Genomic DNA, 13,674 nt, shown 5'->3' with positions numbered 1-13,674 from the left:
CCTTGACGTTCAGATCCTTCACGATCTCGAAGATCTCTTCAACGATCTGCGGCGCGAGGCCCATCGAAGGCTCGTCGAGCAGGATCATCTTCGGGCGCGACATCAGCGCACGGCCGATCACGCACATTTGCTGTTCGCCGCCCGACGTATAGCCGGCGGTCGAACTACGCCGCTCCCCGAGACGGGGGAAATAGGCATAGACTCGCTCCAGATCCTGCGCGATCGCGGCCTTACCGTCCCTGCGCGTAAAGGCGCCGGTCAGGAGATTCTCTTCGACCGTGAGGTGAGCGAAGCAACGCCGTCCCTCCATCACCTGGATGCAGCCGCGCCGCACCACATCGTTTGGCGACAGGGACTGCACTTCGACGCCGTCGAACAGGATCGAGCCCTTGGTAACCTCGCCGCGCTCCGCATGCAGCAGATTGGAGACCGCCTTCAGCGTCGTTGTCTTGCCCGCACCATTGGCGCCGAGAAGCGCGACAATTCCGCCCCGCGGCACATCCAGCGATACCCCCTTCAACACGAGGATGACGTGATCGTAGACAACCTCGATATTGTTGACCGACAGAAACAGCGCTGCCGCTTCTGTCGCCGTTGGGGCCTTACGGGTTGACACGCTGCTCCCTCCAAACGGTTGCGGCTCTCGGGATATCAGGGAGGAGGCGAACGCTCCTCCCTGATTGCCGAGATGTGTTCAGCTTTCTTTCGAGCAGTCGCGCGGCTGAATCTTCTTCTCCGCGGCATACTTCGCGGAAACATCGTCAACGAGCGGTTCGGTATTGGATTGGTTGGCGGTGTACCAGTCGGAGATGACCTTCCAGCTCTTGCCGTCCCACTGCTGTACCCGCCCCTCCCGCGCGCCCTCGTGGTCGGAGCAGGAAATCTTGATCGGCTTCAACATACCCTCGAAGCCGAGTTCCTTGAGACGCGCATCAGAGAGGTTGAGGTTCTCCAGACCCCAGCGGACCTGCTCTCCCGTAAGCGGCTTCTTGCCGAACTTTTCCTGCGCCTTGCGGATCGCCTCCACGCCGAGCATGGCATTCGTCATACCGCGGTTATAGAGAACCTCGCCGACCTTGCCAGGCTCCGACGCCCCCTTTCCCTTTGCATAAACGTACTTCTCCAGGTCGACATGCACCGGATACTTGCCTGCACCATGCTGAAGCATCAGCGCCTTGTATCCGGTTGCTTGGTCGCCTGCGGGCGCTACATCCGGCTCTGCGCCCGACCACCAGACACCGATCATTCTGTCGCGCGGATAGGCAACAGCCGCTGCTTCCTTGATTGCCGTGCCGTTCATGACGCCCCAGCCCCAAAGTAAAACATAGTCCGGCCGGCTCTGGCGAATCGCCAGCCATTGCGACTTCTGTTCGACACCGGGGTGCGTGACCGGGATCGGCGTAAACTCAAAGCCGTGCTTCTGTGCCAGCACCTGCAGCATCGGGATCGGCTCCTTGCCGTACGGGCTGTCGTGATAGACCAGTGAAATTTTCTTGCCTTTCAGCTTATCGAAGCCGCCGACCTCTTTGGCGATGTGCTGGATCGCGATATCGGCCGCCGACCAGTACGTGCCGAGCAGCGGGAAGTTGTAGGAGAAGACGGCTCCGTTCTTGGAATCGGCGCGGCCATAGCCCATCGTGATAATCGGTATCTTGTCAGTCGCGGTCTTTTCGGTGAGGGCGAATGTAATGCCGGTCGACAGCGGATTGATGAAGGCCGCGCCAGTTGGGCCCTTGCCCTTGAGACGCTCGTAACACTCAACGCCCTTGTCGGTGGCGTATCCGGTTTCGCATTCCTCGACCAGGAGCTTGACGCCGTTGATGCCGCCGTCGCGCTCGTTGACAAGGTTGTAATAGTCAGCCACGCCGTTTGCGTACGGCACGCCATTCACGGCGTATGCGCCCGTCCGGTAGGATAATATCGGGATGAACTGCTCGTTCTGCGCTGCAGCAGGAGAGGCAAACGCCCCACCTGAAAGTATGGCTGCCGCCAGCATCAGTTTGTTGCGTACCATTTTGGTGTCCTCCTCGTTCAGCCCGTTTTTTTTCCGTACCGGGTCTTGTTTTCGCGGGCTTTCCTTCCTCCTTTTGCCAACAACCGCCGCTCCGCGTTGCGATCTTCGGCTTCCGTCGCACTGACCGCCCCTTCAGTAGGGAAACGGCCAAAGTCTGAGCTTTTCCTTGCCAATCGATATGAGCCGGGCAAACCCATGTGGCTCCTTGATGAGAAGATAGCAGATCAACGAACCAAAGATGATGAATTCCAGATGAGTAATCGTCTCTGTCGACAGCGGCACACCGAGCTGGGTTGGAATCAAGTTCAGCATGATCGGCAGAATGAGGATAAAGGCCGCACCGACGAACGAACCCATGATCGATCCCAACCCGCCGATGATCACCATGAACAGAAGCTGCAGCGAACGATCGATCGAGAACGCGAGCGGCTCCCATGAGCCCAGATAGACGAACGCCCAGAGTGCGCCCGCCACGCCGATGATAAATGAAGAGACCGCAAAAGCCGTGAGCTTTGCGTAGAGTGGCCGGATGCCGATCAGCTCAGCGGCTATGTCCATGTCGCGGATTGCCATCCACTGTCTGCCGAGATTGCCGCGAACGAGATTCTTCGCCAGAACCGCGAATACCGTTACGAAGATCAGGCACAGCATATAGCGCTCGATCGGCGTGCCTACGTTCAGACCGAAGAAATCTAGTGTCGGTGCATTGACCGACCCTGACGGCGCATAATTGGTAAACCACGGCACCCGCAGGAACACCCAGTCGAAAAAGAATTGCGCTGCGAGTGTTGCGACCGCCAGATAGAGGCCCTTGATCCGCAGACTGGGAATACCGAAGAGGATTCCGGCAACAGCCGCCGTGAGCCCGCCGAGCAAAATGGCTAACAAAACGGGCAGCGGCGGGATCGAAATCGCGAAGCCAAGCCAGGCAAGCGGAATGTGAACACCGGTCCCCAGCTTGTAAGCAGAATAGGCGCCGATGGCCATGAACGCGCCGCTGCCGAGCGAGATCTGGCCGCAATAGCCGACAAGGATGTTTACGCCGATAGCCGCGAGCGCGAGGATCAGGAAGGGCAGCAGAATGGCGCGAAGCAGATAGTCGCTGCCGAACGGCCAAATGTCGAAGTCGGCCAGCAGCGGCACGCCAATGAAGGCGATACCGAGCAAGATGGCGAGCGCGATACGGTCCTGGCGAATCGGGAAGATCGCCATATCCTCCGCGTAGGTCGTCTTGAATTGGCCGGCCTCACGATAAAGCACAACGAACTCCTCGTCTCAGATACGTTCGATGATCCGCTCGCCGAACAGCCCCTGCGGCCGCACGAGCAGCACCGCCAACGCCAGCACATAGGCGAACCAATATTCGATACCGCCACCGATATGCGCCCCCAGGAACACCTCGGCGATCTTCTCCCCCGCGCCCACAATGAGCCCGCCGACGATGGCGCCTGGAACCGAGGTAAGGCCTCCAATGATCAGAACCGGCAAGGCCTTCAGCGCGAGAAACGTGATGGAGAACTGTACGCCCAGTTTGGTGCCCCACACGGTCGCCGCAACCAGCGCAACGAGACCGGCGGCAAGCCAGACCACGAACCAGATCCAGCTGATTGGAATCCCGACCGACTGCGCAGCCAGGTGGTCGTCGGCAACCGCCCTGAGTGCGCGACCGGTCTTGGTACGCTCGAAGAAGATCGCGAGGCCCGCGACCAGAATGCCGGCGATAAAGCCGCCCCAGACATCCAGCTTGTTGGCCAGAATTCCACCGGGAAAGAGATTTTCAAACAGGAACCAGGCGTCCGTCGGAAACAGCCGCAAAGGGTAAGCATCGGAACCGAAGATCATCTGCGCCGCACCCTCGAGGATGAATGTCACGCCGATGGTGGACATGAACAGCGTGAGGCCGTCCTGGTTGACAAGAGGTCCGATCACGAACCGCTCGATCAGCCAGGCGGTTATCGCCATGATCACGGCAGCGAAGCCAATGCCGAAGATGATCGCAGCCCAAAGCGGGAAACCCCATGCCACCAGCAGGTCGAGCGAGCGAACCAGCGCAAGCCCGGCGAGCAACACCATTGCGCCTTGCGCAAAGTTAAAGACACCGGATGCTTTGAAGATCAACACGAAACCGAGCGCGACCAGCGAGTACAGCACGCCGGACATCAATCCGCCGATCAGCACTTCGAGAAATTGACCCAACCCGATCACGCAATGCTCCTTAGTGCGCGACGCCGAGATAGGCGTCGATCACGCCCTGATTCTCCTTGACCTCATCCGGGGTGCCGTCAGCGATCTTCACGCCATGATCGAGCACCGCTACGCGATGGGAGAGATCCATCACCACAGCCATGTCGTGCTCGATCAGCGCAATGGTCGTGCCGTAATGATTGTTCACGTCGATGATGAACCGCGACATGTCCTCCTTCTCTTCGAGGTTCATGCCTGCCATTGGCTCGTCGAGGAGAAGAAGATCGGGCTCCATCGCAAGGGCGCGGCCAAGTTCGACGCGCTTCTGCAGGCCATATGGCAAACGCGCAACCGGCACCTTGCGGATCGCCTCAATCTCCAGAAAATCGATGATCTCCTCGACTCGGTGCCGATGCTCGATCTCCTCCGCCAGTGCAGGGCCGTAACGCAGCATCTGCCACAGAAGACCCCGGCGCATCTTCAATGTGCGGCCAGCCATAATATTGTCGAGCGCGCTCATTCCCTTGAACAGTGCGACGTTTTGAAAGGTGCGCGCGATGCCGCCACGGGATGCCTCGAACGGCTGCATCTGGGCGCGGGTCCGTCCCTTGAAGGTGATCGCGCCGTGATTGGGATGATAAAAGCCGTTGATGACGTTGAGCATCGAAGTTTTTCCGGCGCCGTTCGGTCCGATGATGGCGCGAATTTCGCCTTTCCTGATGTCAAACGAAACGTCCCTCAGCGCCTTCACGCCGCCAAACGCCAGCGATACCCCTTGGACCAGAAGCAAGATTTCGTCCGTATCCGGCATCCTCATGCGGCTTCCCCCAAAGGTTCCGTCGCACCAATTGTTTGCATATCGCGGATCTTGACCCGAGCCGCGATCACGCCCTTGCGGCCATCCTCAAAAGTGACCTCGGTGGAAATGTCCGCTTCATGCGAACCGTCGTAGAGCGCCGTGACCAGTGGCGCATAGCGCTCGGCGATGAACCCACGGCGAACTTTCTGGGTGCGGGTCAATTCGCCATCGTCTGCGTCGAGCTCCTTATGCAGAATGAGAAAGCGGCGAATCTGCGCGCCCGCCAGCACCCTTCCCTCCGCAAGAGAGCGGTTCACCTCGGCAACATCTTTCGCCACCATGTCGTAGACCAGCGGATGCCCCGCCAGCTCCTGATAGGAACCGTATGCGATATTGTTGCGTTCGGCCCAGTTCGCCACAGCGACCGGGTCGATATTAAGAAAGGCGCAAACGAAATCCCTGGAGTCGCCGTAGACGACCGCTTCCTTGATGTTGGGAAAGAACTTCAACTTGTTCTCAAGATACTTTGGCGCAAACATCGTGCCGTCAGCCAGCCGACCAACATCCTTCGCGCGATCGATGATCTTCAGATGCCCAGTCTTCTCGTCGAAGAAACCGGCGTCGCCGGTCTTGACGTAGCCGTCGGACGTCATGGCCTCCGCGGTCTTCGCCTGATCCTTGAAGTATCCGACGAACATGCCCGGGGAGCGGAAGTGCACCTCGCCTGTTTCCGCAATGCGGATGTCGACGTTCGGTGCAGCCGGGCCGACCGTATCGGAGTAGATCTCACCGTCAGGCTGGCAGGTAACGTAAAGGAACGCTTCGGTCTGACCGTACAGTTGCTTCAGGTTCAATCCGATCGAGCGGTAAAACGCGAACAGATCCGGACCGATGGCCTCACCTGCAGTATAAGCGACGCGCACGCGAGACAGGCCAAGAACGTTCTTGAGGGGCTCGTAGACCATCAAACGCCCGACCGCATAGAGCAGCCGGCCAGACAGCGGCACCGGCTTTCCGGTCAAAATCGACTCGCCATAACGCCGCGCAATGCCAAGGAAGTAGTTAAACATGCGCCGCTTGATGGCTGCAGCGTCCTCCATGCGGATCATTACCCGCGTCAGCATGGCCTCGAAACCGCGCGGCGGGGCGAAATAGAAGGTTGGTCCGATCTCGCGCCGATCCTGCTCGATCGTCTCACCGCTCTCGGGACACGCCATGCAGAATCCAGCGACAATGCCCTGTGCATAGTTGAGGTAATGATCACCAACCCAGGCGAGCGGTAGGTAGGCGAGCGCCACGTCCTTGTCGGTCAGGCTGTCAAGCCTGACGGTATCAGTCGCAGCGTCGATGCAGCCTCGCGCCGACAGCATGACGCCCTTCGACGCGCCGGTCGTTCCCGAGGTGTAGAGGATGATCGAGATGTCAGAACCTTCACCCTGCCGGATGAACTCATCGATCTGCCTGCCGAGCGCCGCGCTGGCCGCAAGCGCGGCGCGGCCGTCTTCGATGACATCGCGGATTGCGATCAATCGATCGTGGTCGTAGTCATCGAGGCCACGCGGCTCGTCATAGACGACCTTGTGGAGATGCGGCACCCGGTCGGATACAGAAGAGACCTTGTCGACCTGCTCCTGATCTTGCGCCGCAACAAACTTTACGTCGGCGTGAGCGAGGACATAAGCAAGCTCGTCAGCCACTGCATCCGAATAGACCGGAACCGGAATCGCGCGCAGCACTTGCGCTGCCATCAGCGTCCAATAGAGCTTCGGCCGGTTGGAGCCAACGATGGCGATCGTGTCTCCTGGCTGCAATCCAAGTCGATGCAAGCCCGCAGCGTAGGCGCGCACGATCTCTGCGACCTGGGCCCAGGTCCACGTCTGCCAGATGCCGAGATCTTTGTGCCGAAACGCAGGGCGGCTGCTAAACTGCGCGGCATTTCGCGCCAGCAGCTTGGGGAACGTGTCAAACGATCCGCCAACGGCCATGTCGGTCTCTATCTAAAACCGGCACGTTGATTCGCGCCTGCTTATTGTGCGCTGCGCCCTTCGGGAAGCAGCCATACGAATTCCGCATGCGTCCCTTACATTACAACGGATCGAAAGTCCTACAAGTCCTGGCTTGATCGACCCGAACCCGTTGGTGGGTAATCAGTTGGTATAAATAAGAAAGCGGGCGACCGATGGTCGGCGTAGCTTCGCTCTACTTGCAGTGGCAGGTCATCGGGGATGCAGACCGTAATTCAGCTGCAGGCGGCCCGAGCCAAGAATTAGCTGCTCGCATCCATCCTCAAAGACGAACTTCGCTTCGTCCTTCGAGAAGACATGCGAGGTCGCGTAGTGCTTCTTCGACAGCTTCTTCTTCCGCCTTGCCACTTCGCCGGACAGACGAATGATCACGTCGTGTTCATAAGTCTTTCCGTCAATCGTGATGGTGCCGAATCTAGTGCGTTCGATCTCCATGGCCCGCCTCTTCATGATCTCGGCACGAGGCCCGACTCCGCGTCGGCAGACGAGCCTGGCATCGATGTCAGGGCAGGCCGCGTCGCTCGCCGGCTCGCGGGCCTCCTGTTTCCGAACCTTGGACCCGACGGTGCCGTTAGCCAGCAATTCGCTACTGCTGTCTACCCGACGATCTGGAACGCGTCTGCCGCACGCAACACGGTGCCGTCCTCCCAGTGGCGTCCGACCAGCATCATGCCAACCGGGAGCCCTGCCGACATGCCTGCCGGAACCGTGGCGGCAGGATGGCCAGTGACGTCGAACGGGCAAGTGTTGGAAATCATTTCAAGTGCCCGCGCAACATAGTCCTCGCGGCTCGCGTCCGGGGCTGGGAGGAGCGTGGCCTTCAAGGGTAACGTCGGCATGAGCAGGAGATCGACGTCTTTGAGTTGCTCGTCGTAGGCGGCGCGTAGCATGCGCGCGAGGTTTTGGGCCTTCGCGTAGTAGCGGCCCTGATAATTGTCCTGCATGTACTGGCCGAGCAGGACGACGAGCTTGACGGTCTCCGAAAGGTCGTTGGCGCGCACCCGCCGACTCCGGCCGTAGAAGTCCAGCAGCGAAGTTGTGTAATGCCCTTTCCAGTTGGTTCCCATGCTGTTGCCCGCGACCATCAGCGCCGTGGCACCCTCGACGGCGATAGCGTTCCAGATATGGATGCCGTCGCGGTGGAGGGGGATCGATACCTCGCTTACATTCCCTCCCGCTCGCGTCAGGCGCTGTGCTGCCTCGCGCACCATGGCGTCGACATCGGGCTCGGAATTGGGCCAGCCAAATCCCTCCTTAACGATTCCGATCCGCAGGCCACGCACGTCTCCGGTGAGCTGCTTGGTATACGCTTCCGTACGCAGTCCCGCCGGTTGGCGCGGGTCGAGGCCATCGGCGCCGGCGAGCACTTCGAGAAGCCGGGCGGCATCGCCGGCGGTGCGGGCAATGGGTCCGGTATGATCAAGTGTTAATTCAATCGGGAAGACACCCGTGTATGGCACAAGCCCGTGGGTGGGCTTGTGGCCAACCGCTCCGCAGAAAGAGCTGGGAATTCGGATCGATCCTCCCTGGTCGCCCCCGATGGCCATGTCGCACTCGCCCGCGACGACGAGCGCCGCACTGCCGCTGGAGGAGCCTCCGGCAGATCGCTTCGGATCGTGCGGATTGAGCACGGGCCCAGTGTCGGAGGTATGGCTACCGCCCGAGAAGCAAAGATGCTCACACACGGCCTTGCCGACGATCTCCCCACCGGCGTCGAGGATGCGGGTCACAATGGTCGCATCCACGTCGGGGACGTAGCCCTCCAGCACGTTGGAACCGTTCATCATCGGGATACCGGCAACGCACACATTGTCTTTGATGGCGATTTTCTTGCCCGCGAGAGGCCCCGAAGTTGCGCCTTTGATCGAGCACTTCCAGTACCAAGCGTTGAGCCGATTGTCCGAGACACCTGGTCGGAACCCCGCGTCCCGCGGGTACTTCACCGCCAATGTCGGCTCCGCGAACTGGTCCAGCCGACGGTATGACGCGAGCACGCCGTCCATAAGGTTGCGGAACGACGTCAGATCGTCGCGGCTGAGAGCCAAGTTGTAGGATTTGGCGATGCGCTCCAATTCAGGCAGCGGCGGCTTGCGCAGAATCCGCGGCGCCGTCGCCGTCGAGGGTAGCGGTTGCGCACCCGCCTCGGCGGCCGCACGAAGGGGCGTTGACGCCGCAGCGACAACGGTTGCTGCTGCGCCGGCCGTGCCGGCATGAAGGAAACGACGACGCGAATAGTTTGGCGATGCTCTCATAGGCATATCCTCCCTCGACCAATAGCTTGACTTCTCAATCTACCACTCGCCCTAAGTGTCGGGACCGTCCGGTGTTCGATGGCCGCGTCGGTCACCAAGCGGAGATCGCCGACGCTGCTGAAGCGAAGCAGCCGCACAAGGTCGGGACGGAGGCATAGCCGAGCGGATCGTTGCGATAATTAAGGCGCCTACCGGTCGTTCCGCTCGGGCTGCAATGGCCAGTGATCAACAAGATCGGCTTGGGCCGGTTGCCCGGCGACATTCTCGTCGAGCGCGACAACTTCCGCGTTTATATCCCGCTCGCAACATCGTTGCTGGTCAGCGTGATCCTTTCCCTGACCCTTTGGCTCGCTAACCGGTAGTCGTCGGCGCCTCGCGCTCAGAGTGGACAGCAGTCGGGAGTGTTCGCGTCCGGCCTGCCGGCAGCATCATCGTCTGCGTCGTGAGCAGCCATGGCATCCACATGAATCGTGTGGCCTGCACCCAAAACGTGAAAGGGTTAGCTGCCTCGAACAAGGACCCGAGCGCTTCGAAGGATGGCGTTGCCCGCAGGTTGATTGATATCTGCTCCCAATCACCATTCGGCGATTGCCGGTGAATGATGTCGATGTCGAGGCTGGCCAAACGAGCGCTTGCGCTCGTCGCATCGATATCGCTGTCTCGACTGTGTGTTCGCTCTGGCATCGGCCCGATTCCATCCCGCTGCTGATTATCGCTCATCATTCCCGGTAATGAAAGCTCGCGGACTTGCTGCCGCGACCATGGCCGCTCCCCGCGGGCCGCCGTGTTCCGCGCCATCAACGCAGCCGGCGAAGCGGTCTAGGTGTTCGAGCCCCACGAGGAAGCCGAAGCGTGGATGGCAGCGAAATCGGCCGCCTATGGCGGCTTGCAATCACCTTCCGGCGGCCTACCATGGAATGCGTAGCTCACCCTGCAGGAGCGCAGCCATGGAACTCACCGTGGTGCCCATCGTCAAGCCGGACGACGCCAACTTCATCTTCGGCCAGTCGCATTTCATCAAGACCGTGGAAGACCTCCACGAGGCGCTGGTGGGCGCGGTTCCGGGCATCCGGTTCGGGCTGGCCTTCTGCGAGGCCTCGGGCAAGCGGCTGGTGCGCTGGTCGGGTAATGACGAACCCGCCCTCGCCCTCGCACGCGACAACGCATTGGCCGTCGGCGCCGGCCACACTTTCCTGATCTTCCTGGGCGACGGGTTCTTTCCCGTCAACGTGCTGGCTGCGGTGCGCGCGGTGCCGGAAGTCTGCCGCATCTATTGCGCGACGGCCAACCCGACACAGGTAATCGTCGCGCAAACGGAGCTGGGCCGCGGCGTGCTCGGCGTGGTGGATGGCGCCTCGCCGCTGGGTGTCGAAACCGACGCCGACATTGCGTGGCGGAAAGACCTGCTGCGCAAGATCGGCTACAAGCTGTAGTGGCTGGATGAGGCCGAACCCGACAGGATGCACCACCACTGCAGCTGACGCTGCCACGCATCGAACGCGAAGCGCGCGCCAGGATCGCGGCGAAGATCGCAGCGCGTCAGGTCTGCTTTCAGATCGCCCTTAGTGCGCCCTCAGCGCGTCATGTCAGGACGATCCAGCCTCTTGATGCAGCTCGCCGCCTCGCATCAAGCGGCGGGCGATGTCGGCTGTCTGCAGTGACGCGCGTTCGGTCGGTGAATGGGCCGCCAGATAGCGGGCAACCGCGATGAGGATGTGCCGGCCCTCGTCCGTGTCGCCCCACGCGCCGAATTGACGGACTCCCGCCTCCAGCATCTGATACGCATGGAAGCCTGCATCTTCGCGTAGCACCGCATGCGCGAGCGTGGCGATCAGCGCCTGCGGCGAATGGCCGAGCGTGAGATGCCGTGCCACCAGGCGTGCGGCGAGATCGACCTGTCGCTGCCGGTCAAAGGCGTCGAGCAAGGCGGCGCCGATCGTCTCTGGATCCGCGGGCAGATCATCGAGCTGCTCGCCGCCGTCGCCCGGAATGCGCGCCGGCGGCACATTGAGATAGCGAGCAAGGTAGAGCGCCATCGCTCCGTGCAATACGCCGCGGACGGCCGTGACGTGAGTGTCGGTGTTGGCAGTCCCGATGCGCGTCAGCATCTGGTGGACGGCGTTGGCGTAGGTGAAGACGTGATGCGCCGTCTCCCAGTCGGCGTGCTCGTTGGCATTGCCGAAGCGCGCCACCCTGAGCGCTGCCGCGTACGCGAGGGATCGGCCAAGGTCAGCAGGGACCGCACCGGCGCGGATCGCCTCCTTGAGCGCGTCAACGATCCTGGCTGGATCGTCACCGAGCAGCTCTTGAGCAAGTGCAGCGCGGCCCGACCAGTCACGCGAGCCGCGTCCGGCAGCACACAGGTCCGCGAGTTCGCTGGCTGATTCCTCACACAACGCAACAAGGTCAACGGGCTGGCGCCAGGCCGTCGATTCCTCGGCGCCACGGGCCGCTACCATCTGGCCGACGACAGTCGGCAGCAGAGCCGCCGCGTGTTGCCAGCCGACCAGGTCGAGGCACTCGAATACCTTGTTGATGAAGTCGAGCGAGTGCCCGGTGTCGGCGAAAGCCCGCTCGGTCTCGGCGCCGAACAGGGCATCAGCGAGTTCAGCCGGGGAGAAGCCCGCCGCAATCGCCGTGAGCAGGGTGCGCTCGGCCGCCTCGCGATGGCGCACACTTGTCCAACGCCGCAGCCAGCGTTTGAGCGCGGCCGGATCCGGTCGGCTTCCAAGCGGCGCGCGCTCCCGCCGCGGCGCCTCGCCGTTGCAATCCGCCGCCACGCGGCGGGCGCCGTGGAATAGAGCGAGATAGGCTTCTTCCTCCGGCAGCACAGGCAGAATATTGGCGAGTGCCGTAAGGATCGTAAGACCCACGCCCCAGCCGTCGCGATTCTGCGCCCCGAACAGCGCCACCTCCCGCACGATTTCGGCGTGCGGCACGCCGGCCGCGAGCTGACCATGCATGGCCTTGGCAATGACGAGGCCGAGGTCATGGGCAAGGCCGTTCGCAAGCCGCTGATGCCAGTGCGCGGTGAGATCGGCATGGGTGAACGTGGTCTTCACCCAGACGTCACCATTGCGCACCTCGACCGGGCAGGTCGGCACATCGTCCGCCCACAGATCGAAGGTGCAGCCGCTTTCGAGATCGAAGCGAGCGTGGTGCCAGTGACAGGTCAAGATGCCGTCCTCGACGCTGCCGCGCTCGAGCGGGAAGCCCATGTGCGGGCACCGATTGTCGAGGGCGAAGACGCGCCCGCGGTCATAGATGACGAGGATCGGACGATGGCCACCGCGCACAACGAGCCGCCCCTTGATCTTCAGCTCCTCAAGGCTGCCCGCCAGCGCAAATTCCTTGCTGGGCGCGTCCATGAGCATACCTCCCATTGTCGGTTTGGGGCCGCTGCAGGTACTCCGCAACATAGGTATCCCCTCGCGCAAAGGCGAGATGCCGTGGTTTTCGTCGTCAACGGGCCGTGGCCGCCATCCACAGCGAGCGCGTGGCCTATCACGAAGCTCGAGCCAGGGCTGCAGAGCCAAAGAACCGTCGCAGCGATCTCCTCAGGCCTTGCGCGGTTCCACTGGAGACCCCGACCGATTTCTACTAAACTTCCGTTCGCAAAGCAGTGCGCTCGTGGTGGATACATTGCGGCCGGGCGGGTGCGTTCAGCGCGCTCTTCACAATCTGACCAAGCGCCAGGAAGTCGGCCTTGCGTGGAGACGTCCGGCGCCACGCAAGCCCGATACGGCGGCCGGGTTGCGGTTCGACAAAACGCAGGAGCTTCACTCGGTCGTCGCGCAACTCGACATCGGCCGCGACTTCTGGAACTAGCGTGGCGCCATATCCACTCGCCACCATCTGCATGACCGTTGCAAGGCTCGTTGCACTGAGGCTCGAGGCCACAGTCCAACGCCCCTTGGCACAACTCCACCAAGGATTACTCCGGCGCGTTGCGCGATCTCGATGCCGAGTTCGGTGAACATTGGCGCGCCCGGGCGCCGCTCGATCAACTCTATGCCGAGAAGCCCTTCCAATTCGTGGATCTGCATTGAAAGAGCGGGCTGGCTGACACAACACTCCGCCGCGGCTCGTCCGAAATGTTGATGACGGGCAAGCGCATCAAGATAACTTAGCTGCCGGGCCGTAATCACCCCGATAAGATATTCTTAATGCCGCGGCAAAGCAATTTGATTGGCTTTTTGGCCGCTAGCTTAAAACATTGGACGGCCTGAAATCCTGTGGGTTGAGATCACCAGCGCAAGCGCGCCACACGTGCACGCTCCGAGGGTCGCTGCTGTGCGGGCAAGCAAGGGAGGACCGCAAATTCGGACTTAGAACGCCCGCGGCGCCCGCGAGGTCACCTGGTCAAATCGGGAACCATCCATGGTAGGCAAGCAAATCGCA

At 61.4% G+C, this 13,674-nt stretch carries 14 protein-coding genes and 1 pseudogene; 2 read left to right on the top strand and 13 right to left on the bottom strand.

Annotated elements, in window-relative coordinates:
• The 8 genes from AC0QUY_RS40750 to AC0QUY_RS40715 form a co-directional block, all read right to left on the bottom strand.
• Positions 1-616 (bottom strand): ABC transporter ATP-binding protein (locus AC0QUY_RS40750; protein ID WP_475391538.1); only part of this gene is annotated, 616 nt, incomplete at its 3' end.
• Between the two features lie 78 nt (positions 617-694).
• Entirely contained in the window at positions 695-2,014 is a 1,320-nt protein-coding gene (locus tag AC0QUY_RS40745; protein WP_475391537.1) for an ABC transporter substrate-binding protein, read from the bottom strand.
• Between the two features lie 132 nt (positions 2,015-2,146).
• The gene (locus AC0QUY_RS40740; RefSeq protein ID WP_475391535.1) at positions 2,147-3,274 is read right to left on the bottom strand and encodes a branched-chain amino acid ABC transporter permease; all 1,128 of its coding nucleotides are present in this window, start codon (positions 3,272-3,274) and stop codon (positions 2,147-2,149) included.
• 15 nt (positions 3,275-3,289) lie between these two features.
• On the bottom strand, positions 3,290-4,219 hold the full coding sequence (locus AC0QUY_RS40735) for a branched-chain amino acid ABC transporter permease (RefSeq protein ID WP_475391534.1): 930 nt from the start codon (positions 4,217-4,219) through the stop codon (positions 3,290-3,292).
• Positions 4,220-4,229: 10 nt separating this feature from the next.
• On the bottom strand, positions 4,230-5,015 hold the full coding sequence (locus tag AC0QUY_RS40730) for an ABC transporter ATP-binding protein (RefSeq protein WP_475391532.1): 786 nt from the start codon (positions 5,013-5,015) through the stop codon (positions 4,230-4,232).
• Complete coding sequence (locus tag AC0QUY_RS40725; protein WP_475391530.1) at positions 5,012-6,982, bottom strand: AMP-binding protein; 1,971 nt, start codon at positions 6,980-6,982, stop codon at positions 5,012-5,014. Before AC0QUY_RS40725 ends, AC0QUY_RS40730 begins: the two co-directional genes overlap by 4 nt.
• Positions 6,983-7,213: 231 nt before the next feature.
• Positions 7,214-7,603 carry a hypothetical protein gene (locus AC0QUY_RS40720; protein ID WP_202639282.1) on the bottom strand — a complete coding sequence of 130 codons (390 nt, stop codon included), beginning with the start codon at positions 7,601-7,603 and terminating at the stop codon, positions 7,214-7,216.
• 14 nt (positions 7,604-7,617) lie between these two features.
• Positions 7,618-9,273, bottom strand: coding sequence for an amidase (locus AC0QUY_RS40715; protein ID WP_161852648.1), 1,656 nt, complete (start codon positions 9,271-9,273; stop codon positions 7,618-7,620).
• 209 nt (positions 9,274-9,482) lie between these two features.
• Between AC0QUY_RS40715 and AC0QUY_RS40710 the strand changes: the two genes are divergently transcribed.
• Positions 9,483-9,635, top strand: a complete 153-nt coding sequence (locus tag AC0QUY_RS40710; RefSeq protein ID WP_475391540.1) for a DUF2905 domain-containing protein — start codon at positions 9,483-9,485, stop codon at positions 9,633-9,635.
• Here the strand turns inward: AC0QUY_RS40710 and AC0QUY_RS40705 are convergent.
• A complete protein-coding gene (locus AC0QUY_RS40705) occupies positions 9,625-9,993 on the bottom strand; it encodes a hypothetical protein (protein ID WP_475391528.1) in 369 nt (122 codons plus the stop codon). The two genes, AC0QUY_RS40710 and AC0QUY_RS40705, sit on opposite strands and share 11 nt — an antisense overlap.
• 227 nt (positions 9,994-10,220) lie before the next feature.
• On the opposite strand from AC0QUY_RS40705, the gene AC0QUY_RS40700 reads away from it, so the two are divergent.
• The gene (locus AC0QUY_RS40700) at positions 10,221-10,706 is read left to right on the top strand and encodes an adenosine-specific kinase (protein WP_161852645.1); all 486 of its coding nucleotides are present in this window, start codon (positions 10,221-10,223) and stop codon (positions 10,704-10,706) included.
• A 153-nt stretch (positions 10,707-10,859) separates the two neighbouring features.
• Here the strand turns inward: AC0QUY_RS40700 and AC0QUY_RS40695 are convergent, their stop codons facing one another.
• The 4 genes and pseudogenes from AC0QUY_RS40695 to AC0QUY_RS40680 all read right to left on the bottom strand — a co-directional run bounded on the left by AC0QUY_RS40695 (position 10,860) and on the right by AC0QUY_RS40680 (position 13,421).
• Positions 10,860-12,641: a Rieske (2Fe-2S) protein gene (locus tag AC0QUY_RS40695; protein WP_475391526.1), complete on the bottom strand. Its 1,782-nt coding sequence runs from the start codon at positions 12,639-12,641 to the stop codon at positions 10,860-10,862.
• Between the two features lie 107 nt (positions 12,642-12,748).
• Positions 12,749-12,838: pseudogene (locus AC0QUY_RS40690) on the bottom strand (SDR family oxidoreductase); the annotation flags it as partial.
• 35 nt (positions 12,839-12,873) lie between these two features.
• On the bottom strand, positions 12,874-13,173 hold the full coding sequence (locus AC0QUY_RS40685; protein ID WP_475391525.1) for a LysR substrate-binding domain-containing protein: 300 nt from the start codon (positions 13,171-13,173) through the stop codon (positions 12,874-12,876).
• On the bottom strand, positions 13,098-13,421 hold the full coding sequence (locus tag AC0QUY_RS40680) for a LysR family transcriptional regulator (RefSeq protein WP_475391524.1): 324 nt from the start codon (positions 13,419-13,421) through the stop codon (positions 13,098-13,100). Before AC0QUY_RS40680 ends, AC0QUY_RS40685 begins: the two co-directional genes overlap by 76 nt.
• Between the last annotated feature and the right edge of the window lie 253 nt (positions 13,422-13,674).

This window comes from Bradyrhizobium sp. WYCCWR15520 (genome assembly GCF_056174665.1).
This window is presented reverse-complemented; position numbering and strand designations above follow the sequence as displayed.

Excerpts from the sequence above, each read along its gene's own strand:
- AC0QUY_RS40715 (WP_161852648.1), bottom strand. The coding sequence starts at position 9,273 with ATGAGAGCATCGCCAAACTATTCGCGTCGTCGTTTCCTTCATGCCGGC.
- AC0QUY_RS40700 (WP_161852645.1), top strand. The coding sequence starts at position 10,221 with ATGGAACTCACCGTGGTGCCCATCGTCAAGCCGGACGACGCCAACTTC.
- AC0QUY_RS40695 (WP_475391526.1), bottom strand. The coding sequence starts at position 12,641 with ATGGACGCGCCCAGCAAGGAATTTGCGCTGGCGGGCAGCCTTGAGGAG.
- AC0QUY_RS40725 (WP_475391530.1), bottom strand. The coding sequence starts at position 6,982 with ATGGCCGTTGGCGGATCGTTTGACACGTTCCCCAAGCTGCTGGCGCGA.
- AC0QUY_RS40705 (WP_475391528.1), bottom strand. The coding sequence starts at position 9,993 with ATGAGCGATAATCAGCAGCGGGATGGAATCGGGCCGATGCCAGAGCGA.
- AC0QUY_RS40745 (WP_475391537.1), bottom strand. The coding sequence starts at position 2,014 with ATGGTACGCAACAAACTGATGCTGGCGGCAGCCATACTTTCAGGTGGG.
- AC0QUY_RS40730 (WP_475391532.1), bottom strand. The coding sequence starts at position 5,015 with ATGAGGATGCCGGATACGGACGAAATCTTGCTTCTGGTCCAAGGGGTA.